Here is a 21,701-nt window from a genome sequence, read left to right as displayed (position 1 = left end):
GAAATCCCCCAAACAACACCAAACGAATAACAATCATCAAAACTCAGATACGAAAAAGCCCGCCTGTTTGCACAAGCGGGCCTCTCTGAAGNGCATGACGGCGCTATAAACCCAGCAATCCCCGGAAATCCCCCAAACAACACCAAACGAATAACAATCATCAAAACTCAGATACGAAAAAGCCCGCCTGTTTGCACAAGCGGGCCTCTCTGAAGATGGCGGAGGAGCAGGGATTTGAACCCTGGATGGGCTATAAACCCATGCCGGTTTTCAAGACCGGTGCATTCAACCACTCTGCCACCCCTCCGGAACGAGGCGAATAATATATCTAACATAAAGGCGTGTAAACCTTTAATAAATCATTTCGTTCCAATTGCTTATTCGTTAGTCAAAGCGGCTTTTAGTTGAACATTCCAGCCTTGCAAGCCCTTGGAAATATACTGACGATATGGAGTTCCCAGTTTTGCCGCTCTGATGAAATTCAGTTCATGCCCCTACCTCCGAAGCCTCGTAATACCTTTCTGTTTCGGCTGTATCTTGTGCTAATCCGAAACTTACCCAGTCATTACATCGACATCATTGGCATGGCTATGGCCTTAAGCGCTTGAACTATCAGATTCTCGAACTCGTTAATAGCTAGAGAACCTTTGAGTCTTACTTCTGGGGGGCTTGATCTTGAGGCTCTAATTTACCCTCAAGGAAGGGGCTGAGTTCGACGGGAATAACCTGCCTGACCTTGTGCAAATCTTGTACAAGTCTGTCGTGGCGTCTGGCCTAGATTCAATCATAGACACCGCCTATGTTTGTACCAGCCTTTATCCCCTCCAGGCGCCAAAAGCTGACAGTGCTGGCTGAACCACTCACAATCATTCGAAAGACTGTGCTTAGAAAAGCAAAAACCCGACCATAAGGTCGGGTTTTTTAAATCTGGCGGTGAAGGAGGGATTCGAACCCTCGATACGTTGCCGTATACACACTTTCCAGGCGTGCTCCTTCAGCCACTCGGACACCTCACCATAGTTGGACTCTTGAGTCTCAACGGGGCGCTACTATAGAGAAGTAGGCAGACCGGGTCAATCTTTTATCGCGCATTCTCATTCGTTCGCTTGGTTTTTAGCCGCAACAAGTTGCTTCAGTGTCATCGCCTTAAAGCCTCCTCATCAGCATACGTCGAAGTCCATATCAGTATTACGAATATAATATTTTTCATACTCCTTGTCTGGAATTTGATCTCCATCAACAAATCACTTGGTTGAGTTTCTATAATCGTCACCGTGTTAATAAGCGATGTAACTCGGCGCACTCATACAAATCACACCTTTTGAATGCGCGGCAACACAAAGTTAACCCGATTAACGGTTGCCTGAATTATCACACAGTCTTTTTAAGGACGATTGAGATGTGTAGAAGTTACTCTTTAAAACGAACACAGCCTTGGCTGCCCTTTTACGCTATTGCCGCTTATATACTGCTGGTGCCTACCGGCCAGGCCGACGAAGCGATGGAGATCATCGCCGTCAACGGCACCCGCTATCAGGATGATTCTGTGTTGGCTCTAAGCCATACCGGTCAGAGTCTGACGGTTATCAGCCGCGACATGATAGTGTCGGCTGGTGCGGTGGATATCAATGAAATCCTCAACCAGTTTGTGCCCGGGCTATTTGCCAACGGCCGTAATGGCCGCCATACGGATACCGACTACTCGCTTCAGGGCAGTCGTCCTGTGGATATACTCTGGCTATTGGACGGCAATCGCCTCAATAACCGCCTCTATGGCTCCACCTATACCGACAGTATCAACCCCATGATGATAGAGCGCATTGAGGTGATCAAAGGCGCTCAGGGTTTGATCTACGGCTCGGATGCCATTGCCGGAGTGGTCAATATCATCACCCGCGACAGTCATGGCGAGCAAGGCGGCGAAGTTAACTTAAGCGCCGACACTCTCACCAGTTATGATCTCGGTGCTTATGTCAGTGGCGGCAGCGATACCTTAAGCTACAGCCTCAGCGGCAGCTCCAGTCAATCTGACGGTTACGCATTCTGGGAAGATGACGAATACTCGCCGGTAGCCGCGGAAGATAAAGACCGGGGTTATCGCATGATGAACATAGGCGGTAAGCTCAATTGGCAACCCGCTGCCGAGCACAAAATCACCCTGTTCGGCCAATACAATAATGGCGTACTAGAGCGGCCTCTGGCCTACAGCGCCATCGTCTCGGAAAACGAGCGCAAACAGACTCTGGCCTGGCTCGGCTGGCAATATCAAGCAACGGATAAGCTGAGCCTTGAAACCCGGCTTCACTATCAAAACTGGGACTCCTATTACTCTGAAATCACCCTGGAGCCGGATGGCAGCATGACCATCCCTTACCGGGATGCCTACTGGGGTTTTACCGACAAGGGCGCCAAGGTCAGCGGTCGTTACCGGGCAGATTCGGGTGACAACTGGCTCGGCGGCGTAGAGTGGCAAAGCTATTATGGCGCCGATGAAGTGATGGAGCTGCAAGCGCCCACCGACGATACCAAAGCCGCCTTTTTGCAATACAAGCCGAATTTTTCCGCTCTGCCAGGCACAGTGCTGGCGTTGGGGCTCAGGTATAACCGCCTAGCCAACAATGAAGACAAATGGGTGGCGTCACTGGGACTTGAGCAGGAGCTTGGGCAAAACTGGCAACTGAAAGCCGCCGTGGGCAATGGTTTTCGGCAACCCACTTCATCTGAGCTATGGGCCAAGGTCGGCACCCTGGGCAACCCTGATCTTGAGAGTGAAGAGAGTATCAACACCAATTTGACACTGGTTTATCAAGGCGACTTTACTTTCAGTGTCGAGGCCTACTGGCGTGAAACCGACAACCTGGTGGACAAACGGGAAATTGCTACCAATGTTTGGCAGTACGCCAACCTGGATGGCAAGGTTCGGGCTCAGGGGCTGGATATTCAATACATCATGAACCCCGCCCAGGGCTGGCAACTTGAGTTATCCGGCAGTTATAACCGTGCCCGCGAGCGCGGCAAAGATCAGCAGATAGAGCGGATCCCGCAATACATGGGCTTTGCCCGCCTCAGTTGGGATGCCACTGATTCACTGAATGTTTATCTTCAGGGACGTTATGTGGGTGAATTTACCGATTATGGGCTCAAGGCCGGCGACTATCTGCTGACAGGCATAGGCGCCGACTGGTGGTTGACCGCCAGCCAAAACCAGCAGTTAACGCTGCGGATAGATAATCTGTTTGATGAGGACAACACCAGCGCTATTTTCAAACATGGCCACAAGGCCGAGTACCCTATTGCCACTCTGGGCGCTCCGCGAACGGCGCAAGTAATCTATCGTTATCTGTTCTGAAAGTTGCCTTATTTAAAAGCCGCAACCCCATTGGAGGCTGCGGCTTTTATTTCTGCTCGGCTTTTTACTTGTCTTTGCCCGACTAACTCAAACCGGCAAGATGATCCTTACATCCAAGCCACGTTCAATGCCCGGTTGAATACTCAACTTACCTTTATGCAGCTCGACGATTTGAGCACTGATAGACAAGCCCAGACCTGCACCGGATACCGACTCATCGGCGAACCGGAAAAAGCGCTCAGTCAACTGCCGACACTGCTCCAATGGCAGCCCAGGCCCTGAATCCAATACCTGAATAACCACTTGTTTGCTGTCTTGGCGACCCTCTTGCCAGCAACTGACTTTGATCGGCTGATCTTTGCCCGAATACTTGCAGGCATTTTCCAGCAGGTTTTTCAGCACCAGTTTCATATAGAAGGGATCGACCCTGACACACACCTCTTCCGGCAATTCCAGCTGCCAACTGTAATCGGCAATCAGCGGCAGCAATTGATCCAGCACCTCCTGCACCATTACCGCCACCGGCGTTTGTGCCACTTCCAGCTCGGACAGGGATTCCACCCGAGACAGTAACAACAGCTGCTCTACCATATGGGTCATCTGACCAATACCTGTGTCTATGGCATTAAGGTGCAGCTGCTGCTCGGCCTCTGTCTTGGCCTGTTGCCAGGCCTGACGGTGCAGTTTAATGACCGCCAGCGGGGTCTTTAGCTCATGCGCCGCATCGGCGCTGAAACGCCGCTCTCGCGCTAAATTATCACTAATGCGGGTAATATAGGTATTGAGCGCATCTTGCACCGGCACTAACTCTTTGGGTAGTTGCAACGCCAGCGGCCGCATATCCGCAGGGCTTCGGTGCTTAAGCCTGACGGCCAAACTGTCCAGAGGTTGCAACAACCAATAAGAGAGAAACACCATCAGCAACGCCACTGCCGGCACCACCAAGGCCGGACCAATAAAACTGTTGCCCATGATCTGCTCCACCAGCTCGCCACGCACATCATCCCTTTGGCCGGTAATGATCCACACGCCCAGATCGTCAGAGAAATAACTGAACAGATGCCACAACTCGCCCTGATAATAGTGTCTGTGATAACCGCGCTCGAACGGCGCCATGGGCTCAATGTCACTGTTATCAGAACGCGCCATCAACTGTTTGGCCGGGGTCCACATCTGATAGGCAAGCTTCAACTCATAACTCAGCTCAGTGGCATCAGCCTGCTCGGTAAAAGTGTTGGCCTTGCCCGGGTTGACGCTCAAAATCAGCGGTTTTTCAAGCATATCCAGCTGATGCTCTTGCCCCTGAGCGCCATAAAACATCTCCAGCATCTTGGCACTTTGCAGCATCTGAGCATCGAACAGCTCTTCTATCTGACGGCGAGAATCCTGGGTGTTGAGGTAACTGCTGACACCAACCGACAAACAGATGCCAAGCAGCATCAATGCCATCATCACCACCCGCAAAGATACCCGGCTCATTCTACTGCCACCAAGGTATAGCCTATGCCACGTACTGTCTTGATAAGCTCATTGGCGGTTTTTTTACGTAAATGGTGAATATGCACCTCGATGGAGTTACTACCGACCTCATCCCAGCCATAGGTCAGCTGCTCAAGCTGATTACGGCTGAGCACCCGGCCACTGGACTGAGCCAGTTCAAGCAGCAATTGATATTCGCGCCGCGACACCTGAATATGATGACCGCGAAACAGCACCTGGTGGGCATCCATATCAATAACCAGTGCCCCCACTTCCAAACGGTTTTGATTAAGACCGTGTTGCCGCCTGACGATCGCCTTAATTCTGGCCACCAGCTCGCGTACATCGAAGGGTTTGGCCAGGTAATCATCGGCGCCGAGATCCAGGCAGGCAAGCTTGGTATCAAAGTCGGTGTTGGCGGTCAGCACTATAGTCGGGGTGTCTATGCCGCGGCGGCGCCATTGGGTCAATAATTGACGGCCGTTACCGTCAGGCAAGCCCAGATCCAGCACTATGGCGCTAAAGGTTTCATTCACCACTGCCGCCTCTGCTTGTTTGATACTGGTGACGTGATCTACTTGCATATCCAACTTGGCAAGACTAAGCAAGATTCCCTGAGCCAACAACTCATTGTCTTCTATCAGCAATATTCTCATGGGTATAACATCCGGTTTAGGTTGCCCCTATTTCGCAGCAGCGCCGCGCCTGTGTCAAGCTGAAGGCAAGAATCAAGCGGCCCGAAAAAACTCAAATGGCAGCATAATTACAAATAGTCAAAGAGAAGACTGCTGATTTCGGCAATCGCAACTCATTGAAGAGGTTATCTGATGACGCGATACTCCAGTTGCTGCACCTTGAGAAAGTCTTCTGCCGCCGCGCCTTTTAACATGGCAAGGGTCGCCAACATGCCGGCTGTGATGCAGCTCGCGGCCTTTACCGTCACGCTATGGGGCGCGTCCTGTACAGGATAACCGCTGCGAGGATCCAGAATATGACCATAACGATGCCCCTGATGTTCGATAAAGCGGCGACTGTCGCCACTGGTGGCCAATGCGCCCACATCGAGCGACATCAGCTCCGCTGCCCGGTCAAGATTGGCGGGATCTTCAATCCCCACCTGCCAACATCTGTTACCACTGACGGCGATATCACCACCGAGATTAACCAGCACCTCGGTGGTTGCGGCCCGGGTCATACACAGCCCGGCAACCCTATCGGTGGCATATTCTTTTACCAGGCCGCCGAAGTCCAACTGCATTGCCTCTGGCAGCATGATCCAGGGCGGCTCAGCTATTTCTCGGGGGCTTTTATCTTCAGCACTGTCATCAAAATGGGAACTGAACTTGAGGTGTTGAAAGCCAACCCGGGACAAGGCTTTTTTGATATCAGTCGAACCCGGCAGTGAAGTTTCTGAACCCTTTCCCTTTTCAAAACACCAGAGCGCGAGCAGAGGGCCGGCGGTGATATCAAATAAGCCCTCACTCAGTTGCCAGCAGCGTTTGGCAAACTGCAGCAACGCCGCCGCCTCGCTGTCCAGTATAACAGGCGCTCCGGCTGAATGATTGAGCTGCCATAGCCAGTTGCCCGCTAAAAAGCGGCTGTATTTCTGCTCAAGCCTTTGGCATTCCTTAATGGCAGCTTGAGTGAGGCTAAGCGCCAAACGCTCGTCATCGCTTGCAATCAGTAACTCACAGGGGCTAGCCATCGAGCGAAAACGGCCACGAAAACCAAAGTCGGTACGGCTAAGGTTCATCTCTGGCGCTGAGGTGTGGCTCTTAGTCAAAGGCAGCTTTCCTCTACTGTCTATTAACTAAAAACGGTAGCTGAGCTGGGCAATCACTGCCCTGAGTCTTGGAAACAGCTGCATATTACCAAGCTCACCGGGCAGTAAGGTGCCGTTGTTTTCACCCTGCTGCTGATAATATTCCAGGCGGTAGCTGAGCTCGCGACCCTCGCTGAGCTTATGTCCGAGCTTAACTCCGACCGTATAGGCTTGCAGCTCACCAAGGCGGTGGTCTGCGCTGGCGAATTCAGCTGAATAGCCGGGCATTGAGCCCTCATTGCGGAGCAACAAGGGCCGATAAAAGGATGCCGCACTCTGGCGGTAATAACGCAGGTGCAACTGACCATAGAAGCCATCAGAGAAATAGTGCCTGAAGTGGCTCTCCAGCGTATGAGAATCCAGCTGCCAATCATCGAAAGTGTAGCGCCAGGAAAGATCCAGCACGCCCCTATCAAGCGCCCCCTTGAGCAGCAAAAACAGGCTTTGCTTTTGCCGTGAGTCTGGCCTGGATTCATAAAGGTAACTCTGGGTGACACCCAGATTGTCCACCAGGCTCAGCACCTTGTAGGGGTCTGTCTGGTACCCCTTAACCAGGGAAAACCCATAGTTGCCCTGCAACAGCCAGCGACGGTTGAGCACCTGGGCAAAACCCAGCAGCAGGTCCAGGGTTTGCTTATGATCCGAGCCGCCTTCTCGACTTGCCTCAAAGGCTTGCCTGAAGGCCGTTTCCGAGTCGTAATCCACTCTTCTTGCCATGGTTGCAAGCGGCAAAGGTCGGCCGCCGACCGGATCTATGGTATCCAGGCCGTAAGCCAACGCCAGGGACGCGGTACTGTTGTTCTTGTTGAAGCTATGCTCCAGCGCGCCATTGACCCCGAGCGAAGTGTAATCATATTCCCGTGAGCCATAAAAGCCGCCTGCCAGCTGCCAGTTATTTTCAAAGAACTTATACCAATCGGCACTCAGTTGCAGTCGCTTATCATCAAAGCTGTCATCCAACACCTGCTCACCGGCGGCTATCTGATATTCGCCGTTGCCCGAAGGCCGGGTCAGGGTTTGGCTCTGTTGCTGCACCACGGCGCCCGTGGCCGATGCGCCGCTCAGGCTATCGAACACCAGTTTGATATCCAGGCCACTGCTGTCATCAAATTCGCCTTTAGCCAGCAGAACTCCCTCAAGAGTTGTCACCCTGTCCTGCTCGCCATAAAACATCAATGCGGCTTCCAACTGCCAATCGGTAGCCTTGTCGGCACTGTTATCCGGATAGCTGAGGTTATCATCTCCGGCATACGTCGCAACACTGGCAAGCAGTGAGCTGCTGGCCAGTGTCAGAGCTGCGGCAATATTGGTTTCGCCCTTTTGCCGCTTCAATTGCATCCGCAGCCTCCTCCGGCGAATGCGCGGCCACCACTGGCTCCCTCTTTGCTGAAGTAGATATGATCGTCCAGTGCCAAGTCCAGCCTTTCGTGCGCCAGCGACATATCCTCCCTCGCCAACTGATCCCGCTCCCAAGGTTCAACCCCGAGTTGAGCACAAGCTGTCAACCCAAGAGTGACAATAAGCGATAAGCCCAATAAACGAATCCTACGCATCTGTTACTCCTTTAACGCACGCTTGAGTTCAGCCTCATACTGGCTTTGTCGCTCGGTGAAAAAACCAACATGGCTACCGAGCAGTTTTCCATTCCGGTCAAATAGAAAACTTGAGGGCATCCCCTGCAAGTCCAGCCTGCGTGCCAGCCGCCCTTCTGGGTCATAAAGCACATCAAAGTCGGCATCCAGTTGCTGGAGAAACTCTCTACCTAATTGAGAGTCAGTGTCCAGATTCACCGCGATTATGGCGAGATCCGTCTCTCGGTATTTGTGATGCATCTGCTGCATCCAGGGGAACGATTTGCGACATGGCGCACACCACGAGGCCCAAAAGTCCAGATAAATCACCTTACCCTTGTAGTCATTGAGGCTGACTTGAGTACCATCATCACGGCTTAACGCCAGTGCCAGTGGGGACTGTAACGGTTTAGCATGCCCTTGACCACAAAAGACCAACAAAAGTATCACAAGTAGCAGTGACAGCAACTTTTTGACGCACATAGGTCGAACCCTCTCGATTCACTGGCAGCCCACAATTTCCAGTTTTTGAAAAATAGCTATAAAACGGATAGATAAGGATTTTAAGTTTGGCAAATAACAAATCTCAAATGCCTCAAAAGGGATAGTTGGACAATTTGTCCAATCCCTTGTCGTACCATTTTGATCCCGATCATGTAATTAAAAAGTAAACTTATCAAAAATCACACCCCGGCAGAAATCTTGACGCACATCAACTTTAATCATTCTGTTGCGACCTACACTCATAGGCGTGATTTGTGTGAGTTAAAAGCTATTACATTCTTATAAATAAAAGGTTCAACCATGGACACACATGCAGCCCTTTACGAGCAAGGACGGCAACGGCTGGAGAAGTTGCGCCAGCTGCCTGCCCGTCAGGACAAATCTTTACAGGAACGTATGCTGGAACTCGGCCTGACCCGCCGTGATTTCATGAAGTGGAGTGCTTCGGTTACCGCCATGATGGCGCTGCCATTGCCCTTCTCCAATCTGGTGGCCGAAGCCGCTGAACTGGCCGATCGGGTACCTCTGATCTGGTTACACCTGGCGGAGTGCACTGGTTGCTCCGAATCCTTGGTGCGCGCCGATACCCCGAATCTGGATTCGTTGATCTTCGATCATATCTCACTGGAATACCACGAGACCCTGATGGCTGCCGCCGGCTGGCAAGCAGAAGAGAATCTGGAACACGCCTTGGAAGCCTACAAAGGCAACTACCTGCTGGCGGTTGAAGGGGCCGTGCCAACGGCCAACAACGGCGCCTTCTTAACGGTCGGTTGTAAAGGCCACACCGGGCTCGAAATTGTCAAGCATGCCGCCGAAGGCGCTGCTGCGATAATTTCCGTGGGTACTTGCGCCGCCTTCGGTGGGGTTCAGGCCGCCGCGCCCAACCCAACCGGTGCCAAGGGTGTCCATGAAGTGGTCAACAAAACGGTCATTAACCTGGGTGGCTGCCCACCGAGTGAAAAGAATATTGTCGGCACCCTGATGTACTTCATCATGTTCGGCAAGCTCCCTGCCCTGGACATGTTCAATCGGCCCAAGTGGGCCTATGGTGCCAGGGTGCACGACAATTGCGAACGCCGCGGCCGTTTCGACGCCGGTGAATTTGTCGAGGAATTCGGTGATACCGGCGCCAAAGAAGGTTACTGTCTCTACAAGGTAGGCTGTAAGGGTCCTTACACCTACAACAACTGCCCGACCGAGCGCTTCAATCACCATACCAGTTGGCCTGTGCTGGCCGGTCATGGCTGCATGGGCTGCTCTGAGCCCAATTTCTGGGATGATATGGCTGACTTTGAAAAACCTCTTGGCAGACAACTGCTGCATGGCCTGGATGCCACCGCCGATACCATAGGCGCTGTCATTCTCGGTGCCACTGTGGTGGGTATCGGCGCCCATGCGGTTGCCAGTCTGTTTGCCGGTTCGAAGGAGGATTAATCAATGAACCAACGTGTAGTCATAGATCCCATTACCCGTATCGAAGGCCATCTGCGTGTTGAGGTGGAAGTCGATGAAAACAACGTGGTACAAAAAGCCTGGTCCTCCTCCACCCTGTGGCGCGGGATTGAGGTGATCCTCAAGGGCCGTACGCCTATGGATGTGGGCCTTATCGTGCAGCGGATCTGCGGGGTGTGTACCTATTCCCACTATCGCTGCGGCACCGAAGCGGTGGAAAATGCCCTCGGGATGAAAATTCCGCTCAACGCCCGCTATCTTCGCTCCTTGATGCATACTTCGCTGATCATGCACGACCATATAGTGCATTTCTATCATCTGCATGGTTTGGACTGGGTCGATGTGGTTTCAGCCCTCAGTGCCGATCCCGCCAAGGCGGCCCAGGTGGCACTCAAATACACTGACAAGCCGATTGCTGCCGGTGAAGGCGAGCTCAAAGCCGTTCAGGAGAGAGTCAAGGGCTTTGTTGAAACCGGTAAGCTTGGACCTTTCGCCAATGCCTATTGGGGTAACGGCACCTATAAATTCACCCCAGAGCAGAACCTGATCGCCCTGTCGCACTACCTTAAGGCATTGGAAGTACAACGAGTCGCGGCAGAGATGATGGCGATTTTCGGCGGCAAGCAGCCTCACCCTCAGTCTCTGGTGGTTGGCGGTGTCACCTCAGTGCGTGACATGTTGAGCCCGGCAAGATTGCAGGAATGGAAACAAAAACATGCCATTGTGGCCGACTTTATTGAACGTGGTTACAAGGCCGATATCGTAATGGCGGCCGAAGCCTTCGGCGGCGAAGCCTCGGTACTGGGCGGCGTTAACATCAAGAGCTTTATGGCCACCAACGACTTTGTCACTGCTGATGGTGAATATCTGTTTGAGCAAGGGGTTATCCTCAAGGGCGACCTGGCCGGTGTCAGCGATATCAACCCGGATCTGATTGCCGAAGACGTCACCCACGCCTGGTATAAGGCCGATAAGCCGCAACACCCTTACGATGGCACCACAATTCCGGATTACACCGGCTTTGTTGAGCGCGATACGGTTTACGGCAAACTGCCAACCCTGGATGGCGACAACAAATACAGTTGGGTGAAATCGCCTCGCTACCAGGGTGAACCTGTGGAAGTGGGCCCACTTGCCTGTATGCTGGTGAACTATGCCAGAGGCAATCAAGTGGTGGTCGATGCCGTCAATGGTTTGCTGCAACGTACCGGCTTGCCGATTGAGGCCCTGTTCACCACCCTTGGCCGCACCGCAGCGCGCATGTTGCAAACCTCGATTGTGGCCAAAGAGGGATTGCGCACCTTCGATGCCCTGCTGACCAATATCCAGAGTGACGACAGCACTTATATCAAGCCTGAACTTGACAGTAACAAGGAATATGTCGGCCACGCCATGCTCGAAGCACCTCGCGGTATGCTCAGTCACTGGATCCGCATCAAAGGGGGACTGGTGGAAAACTATCAGGCCGTGGTGCCCACCACCTGGAACGCAGGCCCCGTAGACGCCAACGGACAGATGGGACCTTATGAGGCATCACTGATAGGCTTAAAGCTCGAAGACCCCACCAAGCCACTGGAAGTGATCCGCATTATTCACTCTTTCGATCCCTGTATGGCCTGCGCCGTACACGTGATGGATTACAAGGGGCAGTCTTTGGGCGAATTCCGTATCGATCCCAATGCCCGCTAAGGAGGAAGCGTCATGGCTACATCGAGTGTTTCCTATAAACAGGAGATAGTATTCAGCGCCGCGATCCGGATATTTCACTGGCTCAGAGCGCTGGCCATTTTGGTACTGGTAGTGACAGGCTTTTATATCGCCTGGCCATTTCTGGTGGCGCCCGAGTCCAGTGATGTGTTGGTGCAAGGCTGGATCCGCTTTGCCCACCTGATCTTCGGCTTTATCCTCTGTGCCATTACCCTGGCCCGAGCTTATCTGTTCTTCTTCAGTAAGAGCGATATTGAGCGGCGCTCGTTTCGGGATGTGATGAGCGTGAAGAGTTGGATAGTTCAGCTCAAGTCCTATCTGTGGATGGGTAAGCTGAACAAGGCCGGTGTCTATGGCCCACTGCAGTTTATGACCTATCTGGCAGTGTCTGTAATGGCTGCGGTGATCTGTATTACCGGCCTGGTACTCTATGCCAACGTCTACCATCAAGGTATGGGCGGCTGGCTGTGGGATATCTCCGGCTGGATCACGGCGCAGATGGGTGGTCTGGCTATGGTCAGGATCTGGCACCACTATCTGACCTGGGCCTTTGTCATCTTCGTGGTTATCCACGTTTATATGGCAGTCTGGACAGGTATCCGCTTCAAACATAACTCAGTGGACTCTATTGTCTCGGGTTATGACTATCACCCGGACAAGCACTAGAGGTCAGATGAAGATATTGCTGCTGGGTATTGGCAATGTCCTGTACGCCGATGAAGGTATCGGCGTACATTTTGTCAATTACCTCAATGAAAACTACCAATTTACTCACCCAAGCGATCAGCTCGATCTCCTCGACGGCGGCACTCTGGCACAGGGGCTTACCCCTATCATCGCCAAGTACGACGCTTTGCTCTTGGTCGATACCGTCAATGCCGCAGGCGCCAAACCCGGCGAAGTCTATTTCTTCGACTTCGATAAGGCTCCCCCTGAAATCGACTGGCAAGGCAGCGCCCATGAAGTGGAAATGCTGCAAACCCTGATTATGATGGAGATGCTTGGCGACAGGCCCCACACCATGGTGCTTGGGATCACCCCTACCGTAATTGAACCCATGACCCTTGGGCTCACACCGCAAATTGCCGCCGCCGTGCCCTTGATGGAAACCACGCTTATCAACTATTTGCAGCACCTTGGCTGGCAATGCCAAAAAACCGGTAACACTGACATAGAAGCCCTTATTCCCCACTCCTATCGCCCAAAGCTGTCTGTAACTGCAAAGGTCGATGAAGAAGACAAACTGCCGGAAACATCCCATGAAACTCGTTAGATTCGAATTTGACTGCGCCTCGCAGCAGCCTTGGTATGGGCATTTATGTAACCAATATCTTAATTACGATAAGCTGAATATCACTATCGCCCTGTTGCCGCTGAAATCTGCGGCCAAGCAAAGCGCTGCTGCCGCCCTTGAGCACAATCATCAGGCGCCCAGGATCAGCTGGCGATATATTCTCGAAGCCGAGGGGGGCCAGAGTGAGCTTGAGCAGCTCGCCGATGAGATTGCAGGTGATTTTCTCTTGAGCACCAGCTTACTGGACTCACGTATTTTACTGGCAGAGGAAAGGCTCGGCGCCGCCACACCACTGGCTTTAGCCGACGTTCTTCCCAATGCAGCCACTCGGCCTAGCCTGGCGTTTTGTCAGCACTGCCAGCCACGTTTGGGCGATAACCAACACCCTGATTTTGCCAATATCCGTTTGCCCTGCCCCCACTGTCATGGTGAAGAGGCGGTATTGGCCGAGCCGGAGCTCTGCGCCCTGCAACCAAGCGATATCCGTGCCATGGCCGAGCAACTGCTTGAGGACAAATCGCTCACGCTTACCGACAGCGGCAATCGGCGCCTAAAACTGAGTCTCAAACAAGATGATATGCCTCAAGGCATATCCAACGGCCAAACACTTATCTGCTGCAATCCCAATAGCCTCAACGCCCACTTCCTGCTGAGCGATGCCGAAGTGCTGGCGCTTTCTTCGATGGAAAAACCTGCGCTGCGGTTAAGGCCCTGCTCGCAGCACCCCAGGCTCACACAGCCCTTGTACTCAGTGGCGTTTGCCGATAGCAGACTGCTGCTGATCATCTGCGAGTATTTGCGTATCAAGGGCTGCGATTATCTGTTTGCGGTTGAGTTATCCCAGCCTTCCCGTGTAGAGCTAAGCTGGATAGCCGGTCACTATCTGCCGCTCTATGCTCACCAGGCGCAGCTGAGTAAGGTAAGCTCAGGCCATGCCTTGCCGGAAACCCTGCACGATGAGGCAAGGTTCGGCAATTCAGTGGCAACCGTCCAAAACCTGGGCAACAAAAAAGAGCCGCAAATTGTATTGAGAGCGGCCACGGAGAATGACGCTAATATCTGGCAAGTGGCCACAGAGCACGGCGCCGAATGCGCCTTCAACGCGCTTAAGGCCGAATTCTGCGGTATAAAAAAAGCTGCACTGCTCTATTTCAGCGGCTCGAATCCCTCACAAATACGCTATCTGGATAAGGACGGCAAACAAGAGTGCTTCTTTGAACTGACTCAACTGCCCGCCAGCGGCTATGAAATAGTACACGCACTGGAGCAAAGTCCGCAGCGCACTGTGGTGCAAAAATTCAAAAACCAATTCCCCGAGTGTTATAACCGCCTGCTGGATATTGGCAGTCGCGAGCTATCTGTCTTCCCCGGGTTGGATGCACTGTGGGCCGTTATCGCCATCATCAGTGGGCTCGGGCAACAGGGCCAGTCGGCCACAGAGCTTAAAGATGCCTTTATTGCCGCCGCCATGAGTTACAAGGGCGCCAACGCACCGCGAATCGATTACCCCTTGGCCAAAGGCGAAGCGGTGCGCGGCCTTAACTGGTGCAAAACGCTGGGCACTGTCATGAGTTTCCGCCTCGCCGGCGACACAGATGCCGCCAAGCTCTGCTTCGCCGCCCAGGATTCACTGGCCGACTATCTGGCCAACTGGGTCGAGCATCTGGATCTCAGCGTTGGCATAGATTGTGTGTTTCTGGCCGGCAGCGCCATGGCCAACCCGGTTCTGAGCAAGAGAATCGCCATCCGCATCGGCAAAAACTTCCCACTGGCGGCCAGTCAGCTGCTCGATCTCGACGGCGCCCTGCTCGCCGCCGGCGCACTTTGGCTCAGGCAAAGGAGGCGCTGATGACAGCGCTTGTTGCCCAAAGCTTCAATATCAAAGGCATAGTCCAGGGGGTGGGTTTTCGCCCCTGGATTTTCCAGTTGGCAAAACGCTTTCAGCTCACGGGCCATGTGCTCAACGATGGCCAGGGCGTCAGCATATTGGTGCAAGGTCCGGAGATGGCGCTGGCAGGCTTTCGAGCCGCGCTCGATACCGAGCGCCCGCCGCTGTGCCGCATTGATGAACTCACCGTCAGCCATGCCCAAGTGCAGGACTTACAGGATTTCACCATAGCGCACAGCAGTGCGGGGCAAGCGGCGGCCATAGTCACTGTGGGCAGCGACAAGAGCAGCTGCGATGCCTGCCTGGCCGAGATACGCGATCCCGATAATCGCCACTTCGGTTACCCCTTCACCAACTGCACCCACTGTGGCCCCAGATACACCATTATCCGCAACCTGCCCTACGACAGACACAATACCGCCATGGCGGGCTTTGCGCTCTGTGATGCCTGTCGCCAAGCCTATGAAGACCCTATGGACAGGCGCTATCACGCCCAGCCGGTCAGTTGCCCAAAATGTGGCCCCGAGCTGACACTGCGTGGCGCAGGCGGCGAAATCCTCGCCAAGAGAGAGCAAGCGCTGGCGCAAACCATTGCCCTTATCGAACAGGGCAAAATCCTCGCTATCAAGGGCCTAGGGGGCTTTCATCTGATCTGTGATGCCGGTAATCATGACGCAGTCACTGAACTTAGGCGCCGCAAGTGCCGCCCGGCCAAGCCGCTGGCACTGATGATGCCCTCAGTCGAGTTCGCCAAACAGTATGCCGAAGGCTCAAGCGCCGAATGGCAACTGCTCAGTAGTCAAGAGCGGCCAATAGTGCTTATGGGCAAGAAGCAACACCAGGCTGACGCTCCGGCACTCAGCAGCGCCATAGCCCCGGATATCGACCGGCTGGGTTTGTTCCTGCCCTATACGCCGCTGCACACCCTGCTGCTCGATGGTCTGCAGCGGCCGCTGGTGGCCACCAGTGCCAACCGCTCCGGTGAGCCGATTATCACAGACGGCGACGAGGTGCTGCAGCAACTCGGCAAGCCGCCTCTGGCTGTGGTCGATGCAGTATTGGATCATAACCGCCCCATCATCAACGGTTGTGACGACTCTGTGGTGCAGATGCTGGATGATGAACTGCAAATACTGCGTCTCGCCCGCGGTTATGCACCGCTGAGCCTGCCAAGCAAGAGCTTGGCGAGCATGAACATAGTAAGCAAAAGCTTGGCGAGCATGAACAAAGCAAGCAAGAGCTTGGCGAGTAAGGACTCTGGAGACAACTGCTCCAACAAGCTGCCGTCACTGCTGGCCGTGGGCCCACAACAGAAAAACACCCTGGCGCTCAATATCGGTAATCAGCTCTATATCAGCCCCCATATCGGCGATCTTTTCAGTGTTGAGGCTGAAGGCTATTTCGAGCGCACTTTGCAGAGTTTCCAGCGCCTGTACCGCTTTGAACCCGAGGCCATCATCCGCGATAAACACCCCGACTACGCCTCCAGCCGCTGGGCCGAGCGGCAAAGTGCTCGGCAGCTTGAGGTGCAACATCACTTCGCCCATCTGCTGGCGGTGATGGCTGCCAATGATTACAGCGGCAAGGTGCTGGGCTTCAGCTTTGATGGCACAGGGCTTGGAGATGACAACCAGCTCTGGGGCGGAGAACTGCTGCTGGCAGATTGTCAGGGCTTTCAGCGCCTGGCAACCCTGAGCCCGATGACACTGCTCGGTGGCGATCAGGCCATTCGCGAGCCTTGGCGCCTACTCTATAGCCTGCTGTTGCAAAACCATGGTATTGAAGAGTTGCAGCAATTGGCGGTCTTTGCCGCCGAGCCTGCAGCCAAGCTGGCCAACCTTGGCAAGCTCGCCAACAGTGGCATAGGTCCCAAGAGCCATTCCATCGGCCGTTTATTCGATGCCGCCGCCGCGCTGCTGGCGAACTTGAGACTCAGCCAATATGAAGGCCAAGCCGGGATTATCCTGGAAACCCTTGCCCGCAGGGCCATTGCCGCCGGGAAACAGCAAAGGGTTGAGAAGCTTGGCTTAGAGCTGAAGCTTGAACATGAGCTCGAGCCGACTAACACTCGCGCCGAACTGGTGCTTGGGCAGTGGCAAAGCGCGCCGTTATTTTCGGCGCTGCTGCTAGCCTGGCGCACCGAGCCGGACAGTGAACTGCTGGCGCTGGCCTTTATTCAGGCCATAGGCAAAGGGATTATTACCGCGGCGCTCAAGGCCCGTAACTGGCTCAAGGCCGAAGGAATAGACGAGCTGCCGCTGGTACTGAGCGGCGGCGTGTTTCAAAGTAGGCTTCTCAGTGAATACTGCCACCGGGAACTCGCCCGGCTTGAATTTCACCGCTTGAAACCCGGCCTGGTGCCGGTCAATGATGGCGGTATCGCCCTCGGGCAGCTCTGGTATGGATTACATCAACCCGGGCTCACACAGAGCTTGGTCGAACGTTGAAATTACTGATTGATATCAAGGCATCTGCCGCCAAAGCGGCGCATGCTCAGATTAAGGAACCAAAGGGAGTTCATTATGTGTAAAGATTGCGGATGTTCACTGCCCAGGGGCAACGGCGGGCATCATTCTCACGAGCATGGTCATTCTCACGGACACGATCACAATCACGGTCACGATCACTTTCATGACCATTCCCATGAGCATTCTCATAGCCATTCTCATAGCCATTCTCACAGCCATGGCACAGTACACACCAACCCACAGCTGAACGACAGCAAGACACTGTCGGTGATCCACAAGATCCTCGACAAAAACGATATCGAAGCCCAGCACAACCGTGAACACTTCGAATCCCACGGGGTGATGGCCTTCAATATCATGAGTAGCCCCGGCAGTGGCAAAACCAGCCTGCTGGAGCATCTTGGTGCCTATACAGACAAAAAATACTGCGTCATTGAGGGCGATCTGGAAACCTCGCGGGATGCCGACCGCCTCAAGGCCAAGGGCATAGAAGCGATTCAGATCCAAACCGGCAGCGCCTGCCACCTGGATGCCTTTATGGTGCACGGTGCCCTGCACCAGCAAGCGCTCGACAACATGGATATCTGCTTTGTCGAGAACGTCGGCAACCTGGTGTGCCCGGCCAGTTATGATGTGGGCACCCACATGAATATTGTGCTGGTTTCCATCCCCGAGGGCGACGACAAGATTGAAAAATATCCTGTGATGTTCCACCGCGCCGATCTGGTGCTGCTGACCAAGTGCGATCTGCTGCCCTACTTTGACTTTAATGTCTCCGAGGCCCGCGCCCAGGTGAGTAAACTCAACCCCAAGGCCGAGGTATTGGAAGTCTCTACCAAAGATCCCGCCAGTTTGACCCGGGTCGCCCTGTGGCTGGATAAGCAGCTCGCCGCCTTTGCCGAGCGCACTTCGGAGGCCTGCTGATGTGTTTGTCTATCCCATCCCAGGTAGTGGAGCTGCACCCCGAAAGCCAGAGCGTTACCGTGGAGACCCTGGGGGTTAAACGCACTGTGAGCTGTCATCTGTTGGATGAACCGCTTGCCATTGGTGACTATGTGCTTATCCATATCGGCTTTGTGATGAACAAGATAGATGCCGAATCTGCCGCCGAGAGCCTGGCGCTGTACCGTGAGATAGCGGCCAAACTGGAGGCGGAAGATGGCAGAGCTTGAACTCAAGCAGCTGTACGACGGCTTTCGCTGCCCGGCCACTATCCGAAATCTGGCCGAGGAAATCGCCGCACTGGCTCCCAAGCTGGCCGAGCCGCTCAATATCATGGAGGTCTGCGGCGGCCACACCCACACCATAATGAAATATGGCCTACTGCAGCTGCTGCCGGAGAATATCCATTTCATCCATGGCCCGGGTTGCCCGGTATGTGTCATGCCCAAAGAGCGGATAGATCAGGCCGCCGCCCTCGCCCGCCTCGATGATGTGATCTTGGTGACCCTGGGCGATATGATCCGGGTTCCCGGCTCCAAGGGCTCGCTCGCCTCGGTGCGCGCCGAAGGCCATGATATCCGCGCCGTCTATGCCCCGCTCGATACGCTGAAAATCGCCGCCGATAACCCGGACAAGACCATAGTCTATTTTGCCATCGGCTTTGAAACCTCCACGCCGATGACGGCGGTACTGCTGGAGCAAGCCGAAGCCAAGGGCCTTAGTAACCTCTTGTTTCATATCAACCATGTGCTGGTACCACCGGCAATAGATGCGGTAATGAGCCACCCCGAGACCAAGGTCAACGCCTTTATCGGCCCGGCCCACGTCAGTGTTATCAGCGGCGCCCGCATCTATCGTCCGGCGGTGGAACGTTATCACACCCCTGTGGTGGTCTCGGGCTTCGAGCCTGTGGATGTCATGCAATCCATTCTCGCGCTGGTCAAACAGAAAGTCAGCGGCCGCTGTGAACTGGAAAACCAGTATCAACGCGCCGTCAGCGAACAGGGCAATCTATTGGCGCAGCAAAAGGTAGCGCAGTTCTTTAAGGTACGCCCCAGTTTTCGTTGGCGCGGCCTTGGCCCCATTGCCGACTCGGCACTGATGCTGAAACCCGAATACGGCCACAGGGATGCCGAACGCCGCTTTGCCGAGCGCTTGCCGGTGAAACAGATAGACGATCACAAAGCCTGCCAATGCGGCGATATTCTGCGCGGCATGGCCAATCCCAAGGATTGCAAAGTATTTGGCCGCGGCTGCACCCCGCAAACACCGCTCGGCAGTTGCATGGTCAGCTCTGAAGGCGCCTGCAATGCCTATTACAGATATGCCGGAGTAAACTGATGTCCGATAAACGAGTACAACTGAGCCATGGCGGCGGTGGCCGGGAAATGGCTGAGCTGATCAACAAGCTGTTTTTCGATGCCTTCGATAACCCCATTCTCAGACGCGAAGAAGACGCCGCCTGTTTGCATCTTGGCGGCGATTGCGCCTTTACCACAGACTCATTTACCGTAGCGCCGCTGTTCTTCAAAGGCGGCGACATCGGCAAGCTGGCCATTGCCGGCACAGTCAACGACTTAGCTATGATGGGCGCCGAGCCGCAATATTTAAGCTGCGGTTTTATCATAGAAGAAGGCTTTGAAATCAGCCGTCTGAAACAGATAGTCGCCAGCATGGCCGATGCCCTGTCTCAATGCGGAGCCCGCATCGTCTGCGGCGATACCAAGGTAGTGCCCAAAGGCTGCGCCGACGGCATTTTCATCAATACCTCAGGGGTAGGCCGCATTCTCAAGCCGGGCATTTCGGCTCATGCGCTAAGAAACGGCGATGCCATCTTGCTTTCGCGGGACATAGGCCGTCACGGCGCCGCCATCCTGAGTGCCCGTGAAGGGCTGGAGCTGGAGTCTGAACTCAGCTCCGACTGCGCCGTGCTCTGGAATGTGGTGGAGCAACTGATCGCCGCCAATCTTGAGATCCACGCCATGCGTGACGCCACCCGCGGCGGCTTGTCGGCCGTGCTCAACGAGTGGGCCAAGGCCTCTAACAAGGGCATTACCCTCAGAGAAACCGCCATTCCCGTCTGTGATGAGGTACGTGGCGTCTGTGAACTCTACGGTTTTGAGCCCTGGGATCTCGCCAACGAAGGCAGCTTTGTCGTCGCCCTGCCCCGCGAACTCGCCGAAGGCGCGGTCGAAATCATGCGCCGCTTCGGCCATTGCGACCAGGCCTGCATCATAGGCGAAGTAGGCGCACAACATCCGGGTAAAGTGGTACTGGAATCGGCCTGGGGCAGTCGCCGTTATTTGGATCTGCCACAGGGCGAACTGTTGCCGAGGATCTGTTGATGCACGAGTATTCTATCGTCAGCGCCCTGATGGAGCAGTGCCAGCAACTCGCCGCCGAGCACGGCGCCAAGGGCATTGCCCGGGTCGCCATCAAGATAGGCGCCATGAGCGGCGTCGAGCCTGAGTTGGTTCGCACCGCCTTCAACACCTTTCGTGAACACAGCGTCTGCCACAATGCCGTGCTTGATATCGACATAGCGCCGCTGACGCTCTCCTGCAATCAGTGCCGGCAGCAAAGTACCCCAGAGGAACGTACCGTCATCTGCCCCCACTGCCACAGCCAGGATACCCGGGTCATAGACGGTGAAGATATGCTATTGATGCAACTCGAGTTAATCACAGATTAATCCTGCCCAGGCAAAGCGGCGCCGCTATCTGTGTTGAGCTACACACTGTAAAACTTAGGGCCAAAGGCTATCGCGTTCGGTAATGCCTTTGGCCATATCTCTTTGGCCTTTCATCACTCCTTCCCCCATTACTGTCTTACCGTCAGTAAAAGCCTTTAGAGTCTCATTTCTAAACCATGGCTGCACTTGCGGCTTGTTTCGCCAAGCCAACTTGGTTATTCTAACGATAATTCAATTAGTTATAAAAACAGCCAATACAGGGATGACTGGCATCATTTCGCCTTCAGGCAAATTCAGGGACGAAGTCAGTTTCGTGCCCGTGCGGTAGCTATGGCGGAAACTTTATGGCAGATAGTTATTTAAGCTCAGACGCGACGCCCTTAATCTACGCGATTAAACTCATTCCTCGCCTGTGATTCTAGCGTGTGAACGGCTTCATGGCCGAGTACTACTTGTTTAAATATGGAGGAGACATGAAAATAAAAAAACTAGTTAATCTTAATCAGGTAAATTGTCCTGATTGTAGCACT

At 54.1% G+C, this 21,701-nt stretch carries 18 protein-coding genes and 2 tRNA genes; 12 read left to right on the top strand and 8 right to left on the bottom strand.

Annotated elements, in window-relative coordinates:
• Positions 1-216: 216 nt before the first annotated feature.
• Positions 217-307: transfer RNA gene (locus tag CX650_RS19890), tRNA-Ser, on the bottom strand.
• 621 nt (positions 308-928) lie between these two features.
• Positions 929-1,016 (bottom strand) — tRNA-Ser (locus tag CX650_RS19885).
• Between the two features lie 383 nt (positions 1,017-1,399).
• On the opposite strand from CX650_RS19885, the gene CX650_RS19880 reads away from it, so the two are divergent.
• The gene (locus tag CX650_RS19880; protein ID WP_083399903.1) at positions 1,400-3,349 is read left to right on the top strand and encodes a TonB-dependent receptor plug domain-containing protein; all 1,950 of its coding nucleotides are present in this window, start codon (positions 1,400-1,402) and stop codon (positions 3,347-3,349) included.
• Positions 3,350-3,436: 87 nt separating this feature from the next.
• On the opposite strand, the gene CX650_RS19875 is transcribed toward CX650_RS19880, so the two are convergent.
• The 6 genes from CX650_RS19875 to CX650_RS19850 form a co-directional block, all read right to left on the bottom strand.
• The gene (locus tag CX650_RS19875) at positions 3,437-4,828 is read right to left on the bottom strand and encodes an ATP-binding protein (protein ID WP_101096812.1); all 1,392 of its coding nucleotides are present in this window, start codon (positions 4,826-4,828) and stop codon (positions 3,437-3,439) included.
• Positions 4,825-5,484 (bottom strand): response regulator, encoded by a 660-nt coding sequence (locus CX650_RS19870; protein ID WP_039035905.1) that lies wholly within the window; start codon positions 5,482-5,484, stop codon positions 4,825-4,827. The genes CX650_RS19875 and CX650_RS19870 overlap by 4 nt, the downstream gene beginning before the upstream one ends.
• 164 nt (positions 5,485-5,648) lie before the next feature.
• Positions 5,649-6,581, bottom strand: a complete 933-nt coding sequence (locus CX650_RS19865; protein WP_229800127.1) for an FAD:protein FMN transferase — start codon at positions 6,579-6,581, stop codon at positions 5,649-5,651.
• A gap of 57 nt (positions 6,582-6,638) precedes the next feature.
• Positions 6,639-7,988, bottom strand: a complete 1,350-nt coding sequence (locus tag CX650_RS19860; RefSeq protein WP_101096811.1) for a DUF3570 domain-containing protein — start codon at positions 7,986-7,988, stop codon at positions 6,639-6,641.
• Complete coding sequence (locus CX650_RS19855; RefSeq protein WP_101096810.1) at positions 7,979-8,203, bottom strand: DUF4266 domain-containing protein; 225 nt, start codon at positions 8,201-8,203, stop codon at positions 7,979-7,981. Before CX650_RS19855 ends, CX650_RS19860 begins: the two co-directional genes overlap by 10 nt.
• Before the next feature lie 3 nt (positions 8,204-8,206).
• Positions 8,207-8,704 carry a TlpA disulfide reductase family protein gene (locus CX650_RS19850; protein ID WP_101096809.1) on the bottom strand — a complete coding sequence of 166 codons (498 nt, stop codon included), beginning with the start codon at positions 8,702-8,704 and terminating at the stop codon, positions 8,207-8,209.
• Positions 8,705-9,025: 321 nt separating this feature from the next.
• Here CX650_RS19850 and hyaA point away from each other — a divergent pair, with 321 nt between their 5' ends.
• The 11 genes from hyaA to hypA all read left to right on the top strand — a co-directional run bounded on the left by hyaA (position 9,026) and on the right by hypA (position 21,171).
• A complete protein-coding gene (gene hyaA, locus CX650_RS19845; RefSeq protein ID WP_039035909.1) occupies positions 9,026-10,162 on the top strand; it encodes a nickel-dependent hydrogenase small subunit in 1,137 nt (378 codons plus the stop codon).
• Between the two features lie 3 nt (positions 10,163-10,165).
• A complete protein-coding gene (hyaB, locus tag CX650_RS19840; RefSeq protein ID WP_039035910.1) occupies positions 10,166-11,869 on the top strand; it encodes a nickel-dependent hydrogenase large subunit in 1,704 nt (567 codons plus the stop codon).
• A gap of 12 nt (positions 11,870-11,881) precedes the next feature.
• Positions 11,882-12,553 carry a Ni/Fe-hydrogenase, b-type cytochrome subunit gene (cybH, locus tag CX650_RS19835; protein WP_028779964.1) on the top strand — a complete coding sequence of 224 codons (672 nt, stop codon included), beginning with the start codon at positions 11,882-11,884 and terminating at the stop codon, positions 12,551-12,553.
• A 7-nt stretch (positions 12,554-12,560) separates the two neighbouring features.
• Complete coding sequence (locus CX650_RS19830) at positions 12,561-13,160, top strand: HyaD/HybD family hydrogenase maturation endopeptidase (protein ID WP_093982780.1); 600 nt, start codon at positions 12,561-12,563, stop codon at positions 13,158-13,160.
• Positions 13,147-15,030, top strand: coding sequence for a NiFe hydrogenase (locus tag CX650_RS19825; protein ID WP_101096808.1), 1,884 nt, complete (start codon positions 13,147-13,149; stop codon positions 15,028-15,030). The genes CX650_RS19830 and CX650_RS19825 overlap by 14 nt, the downstream gene beginning before the upstream one ends.
• On the top strand, positions 15,030-17,516 hold the full coding sequence (gene hypF / locus CX650_RS19820) for a carbamoyltransferase HypF (RefSeq protein WP_101096807.1): 2,487 nt from the start codon (positions 15,030-15,032) through the stop codon (positions 17,514-17,516). The genes CX650_RS19825 and hypF overlap by 1 nt, the downstream gene beginning before the upstream one ends.
• 75 nt (positions 17,517-17,591) lie before the next feature.
• Positions 17,592-18,461 carry a hydrogenase nickel incorporation protein HypB gene (hypB, locus tag CX650_RS19815; protein WP_101096806.1) on the top strand — a complete coding sequence of 290 codons (870 nt, stop codon included), beginning with the start codon at positions 17,592-17,594 and terminating at the stop codon, positions 18,459-18,461.
• Entirely contained in the window at positions 18,461-18,709 is a 249-nt protein-coding gene (locus tag CX650_RS19810) for a HypC/HybG/HupF family hydrogenase formation chaperone (protein WP_025010286.1), read from the top strand. Before hypB ends, CX650_RS19810 begins: the two co-directional genes overlap by 1 nt.
• Positions 18,696-19,820 carry a hydrogenase formation protein HypD gene (hypD, locus tag CX650_RS19805; protein WP_101096805.1) on the top strand — a complete coding sequence of 375 codons (1,125 nt, stop codon included), beginning with the start codon at positions 18,696-18,698 and terminating at the stop codon, positions 19,818-19,820. The genes CX650_RS19810 and hypD overlap by 14 nt, the downstream gene beginning before the upstream one ends.
• Complete coding sequence (gene hypE, locus CX650_RS19800; protein WP_101096804.1) at positions 19,820-20,824, top strand: hydrogenase expression/formation protein HypE; 1,005 nt, start codon at positions 19,820-19,822, stop codon at positions 20,822-20,824. The genes hypD and hypE overlap by 1 nt, the downstream gene beginning before the upstream one ends.
• Positions 20,824-21,171: a hydrogenase maturation nickel metallochaperone HypA gene (gene hypA / locus CX650_RS19795; RefSeq protein WP_101096803.1), complete on the top strand. Its 348-nt coding sequence runs from the start codon at positions 20,824-20,826 to the stop codon at positions 21,169-21,171. The genes hypE and hypA overlap by 1 nt, the downstream gene beginning before the upstream one ends.
• Positions 21,172-21,701: the final 530 nt, after the last annotated feature.

Origin of the sequence: Shewanella indica (assembly GCF_002836975.1) — a bacterium.
In the GTDB taxonomy this organism is placed as follows: Bacteria; Pseudomonadota; Gammaproteobacteria; order Enterobacterales; family Shewanellaceae; genus Shewanella; species Shewanella indica.
The sequence above is the reverse complement of the archived record's forward strand: the minus strand, read 5'-3'. Positions and strand labels throughout refer to the sequence as shown.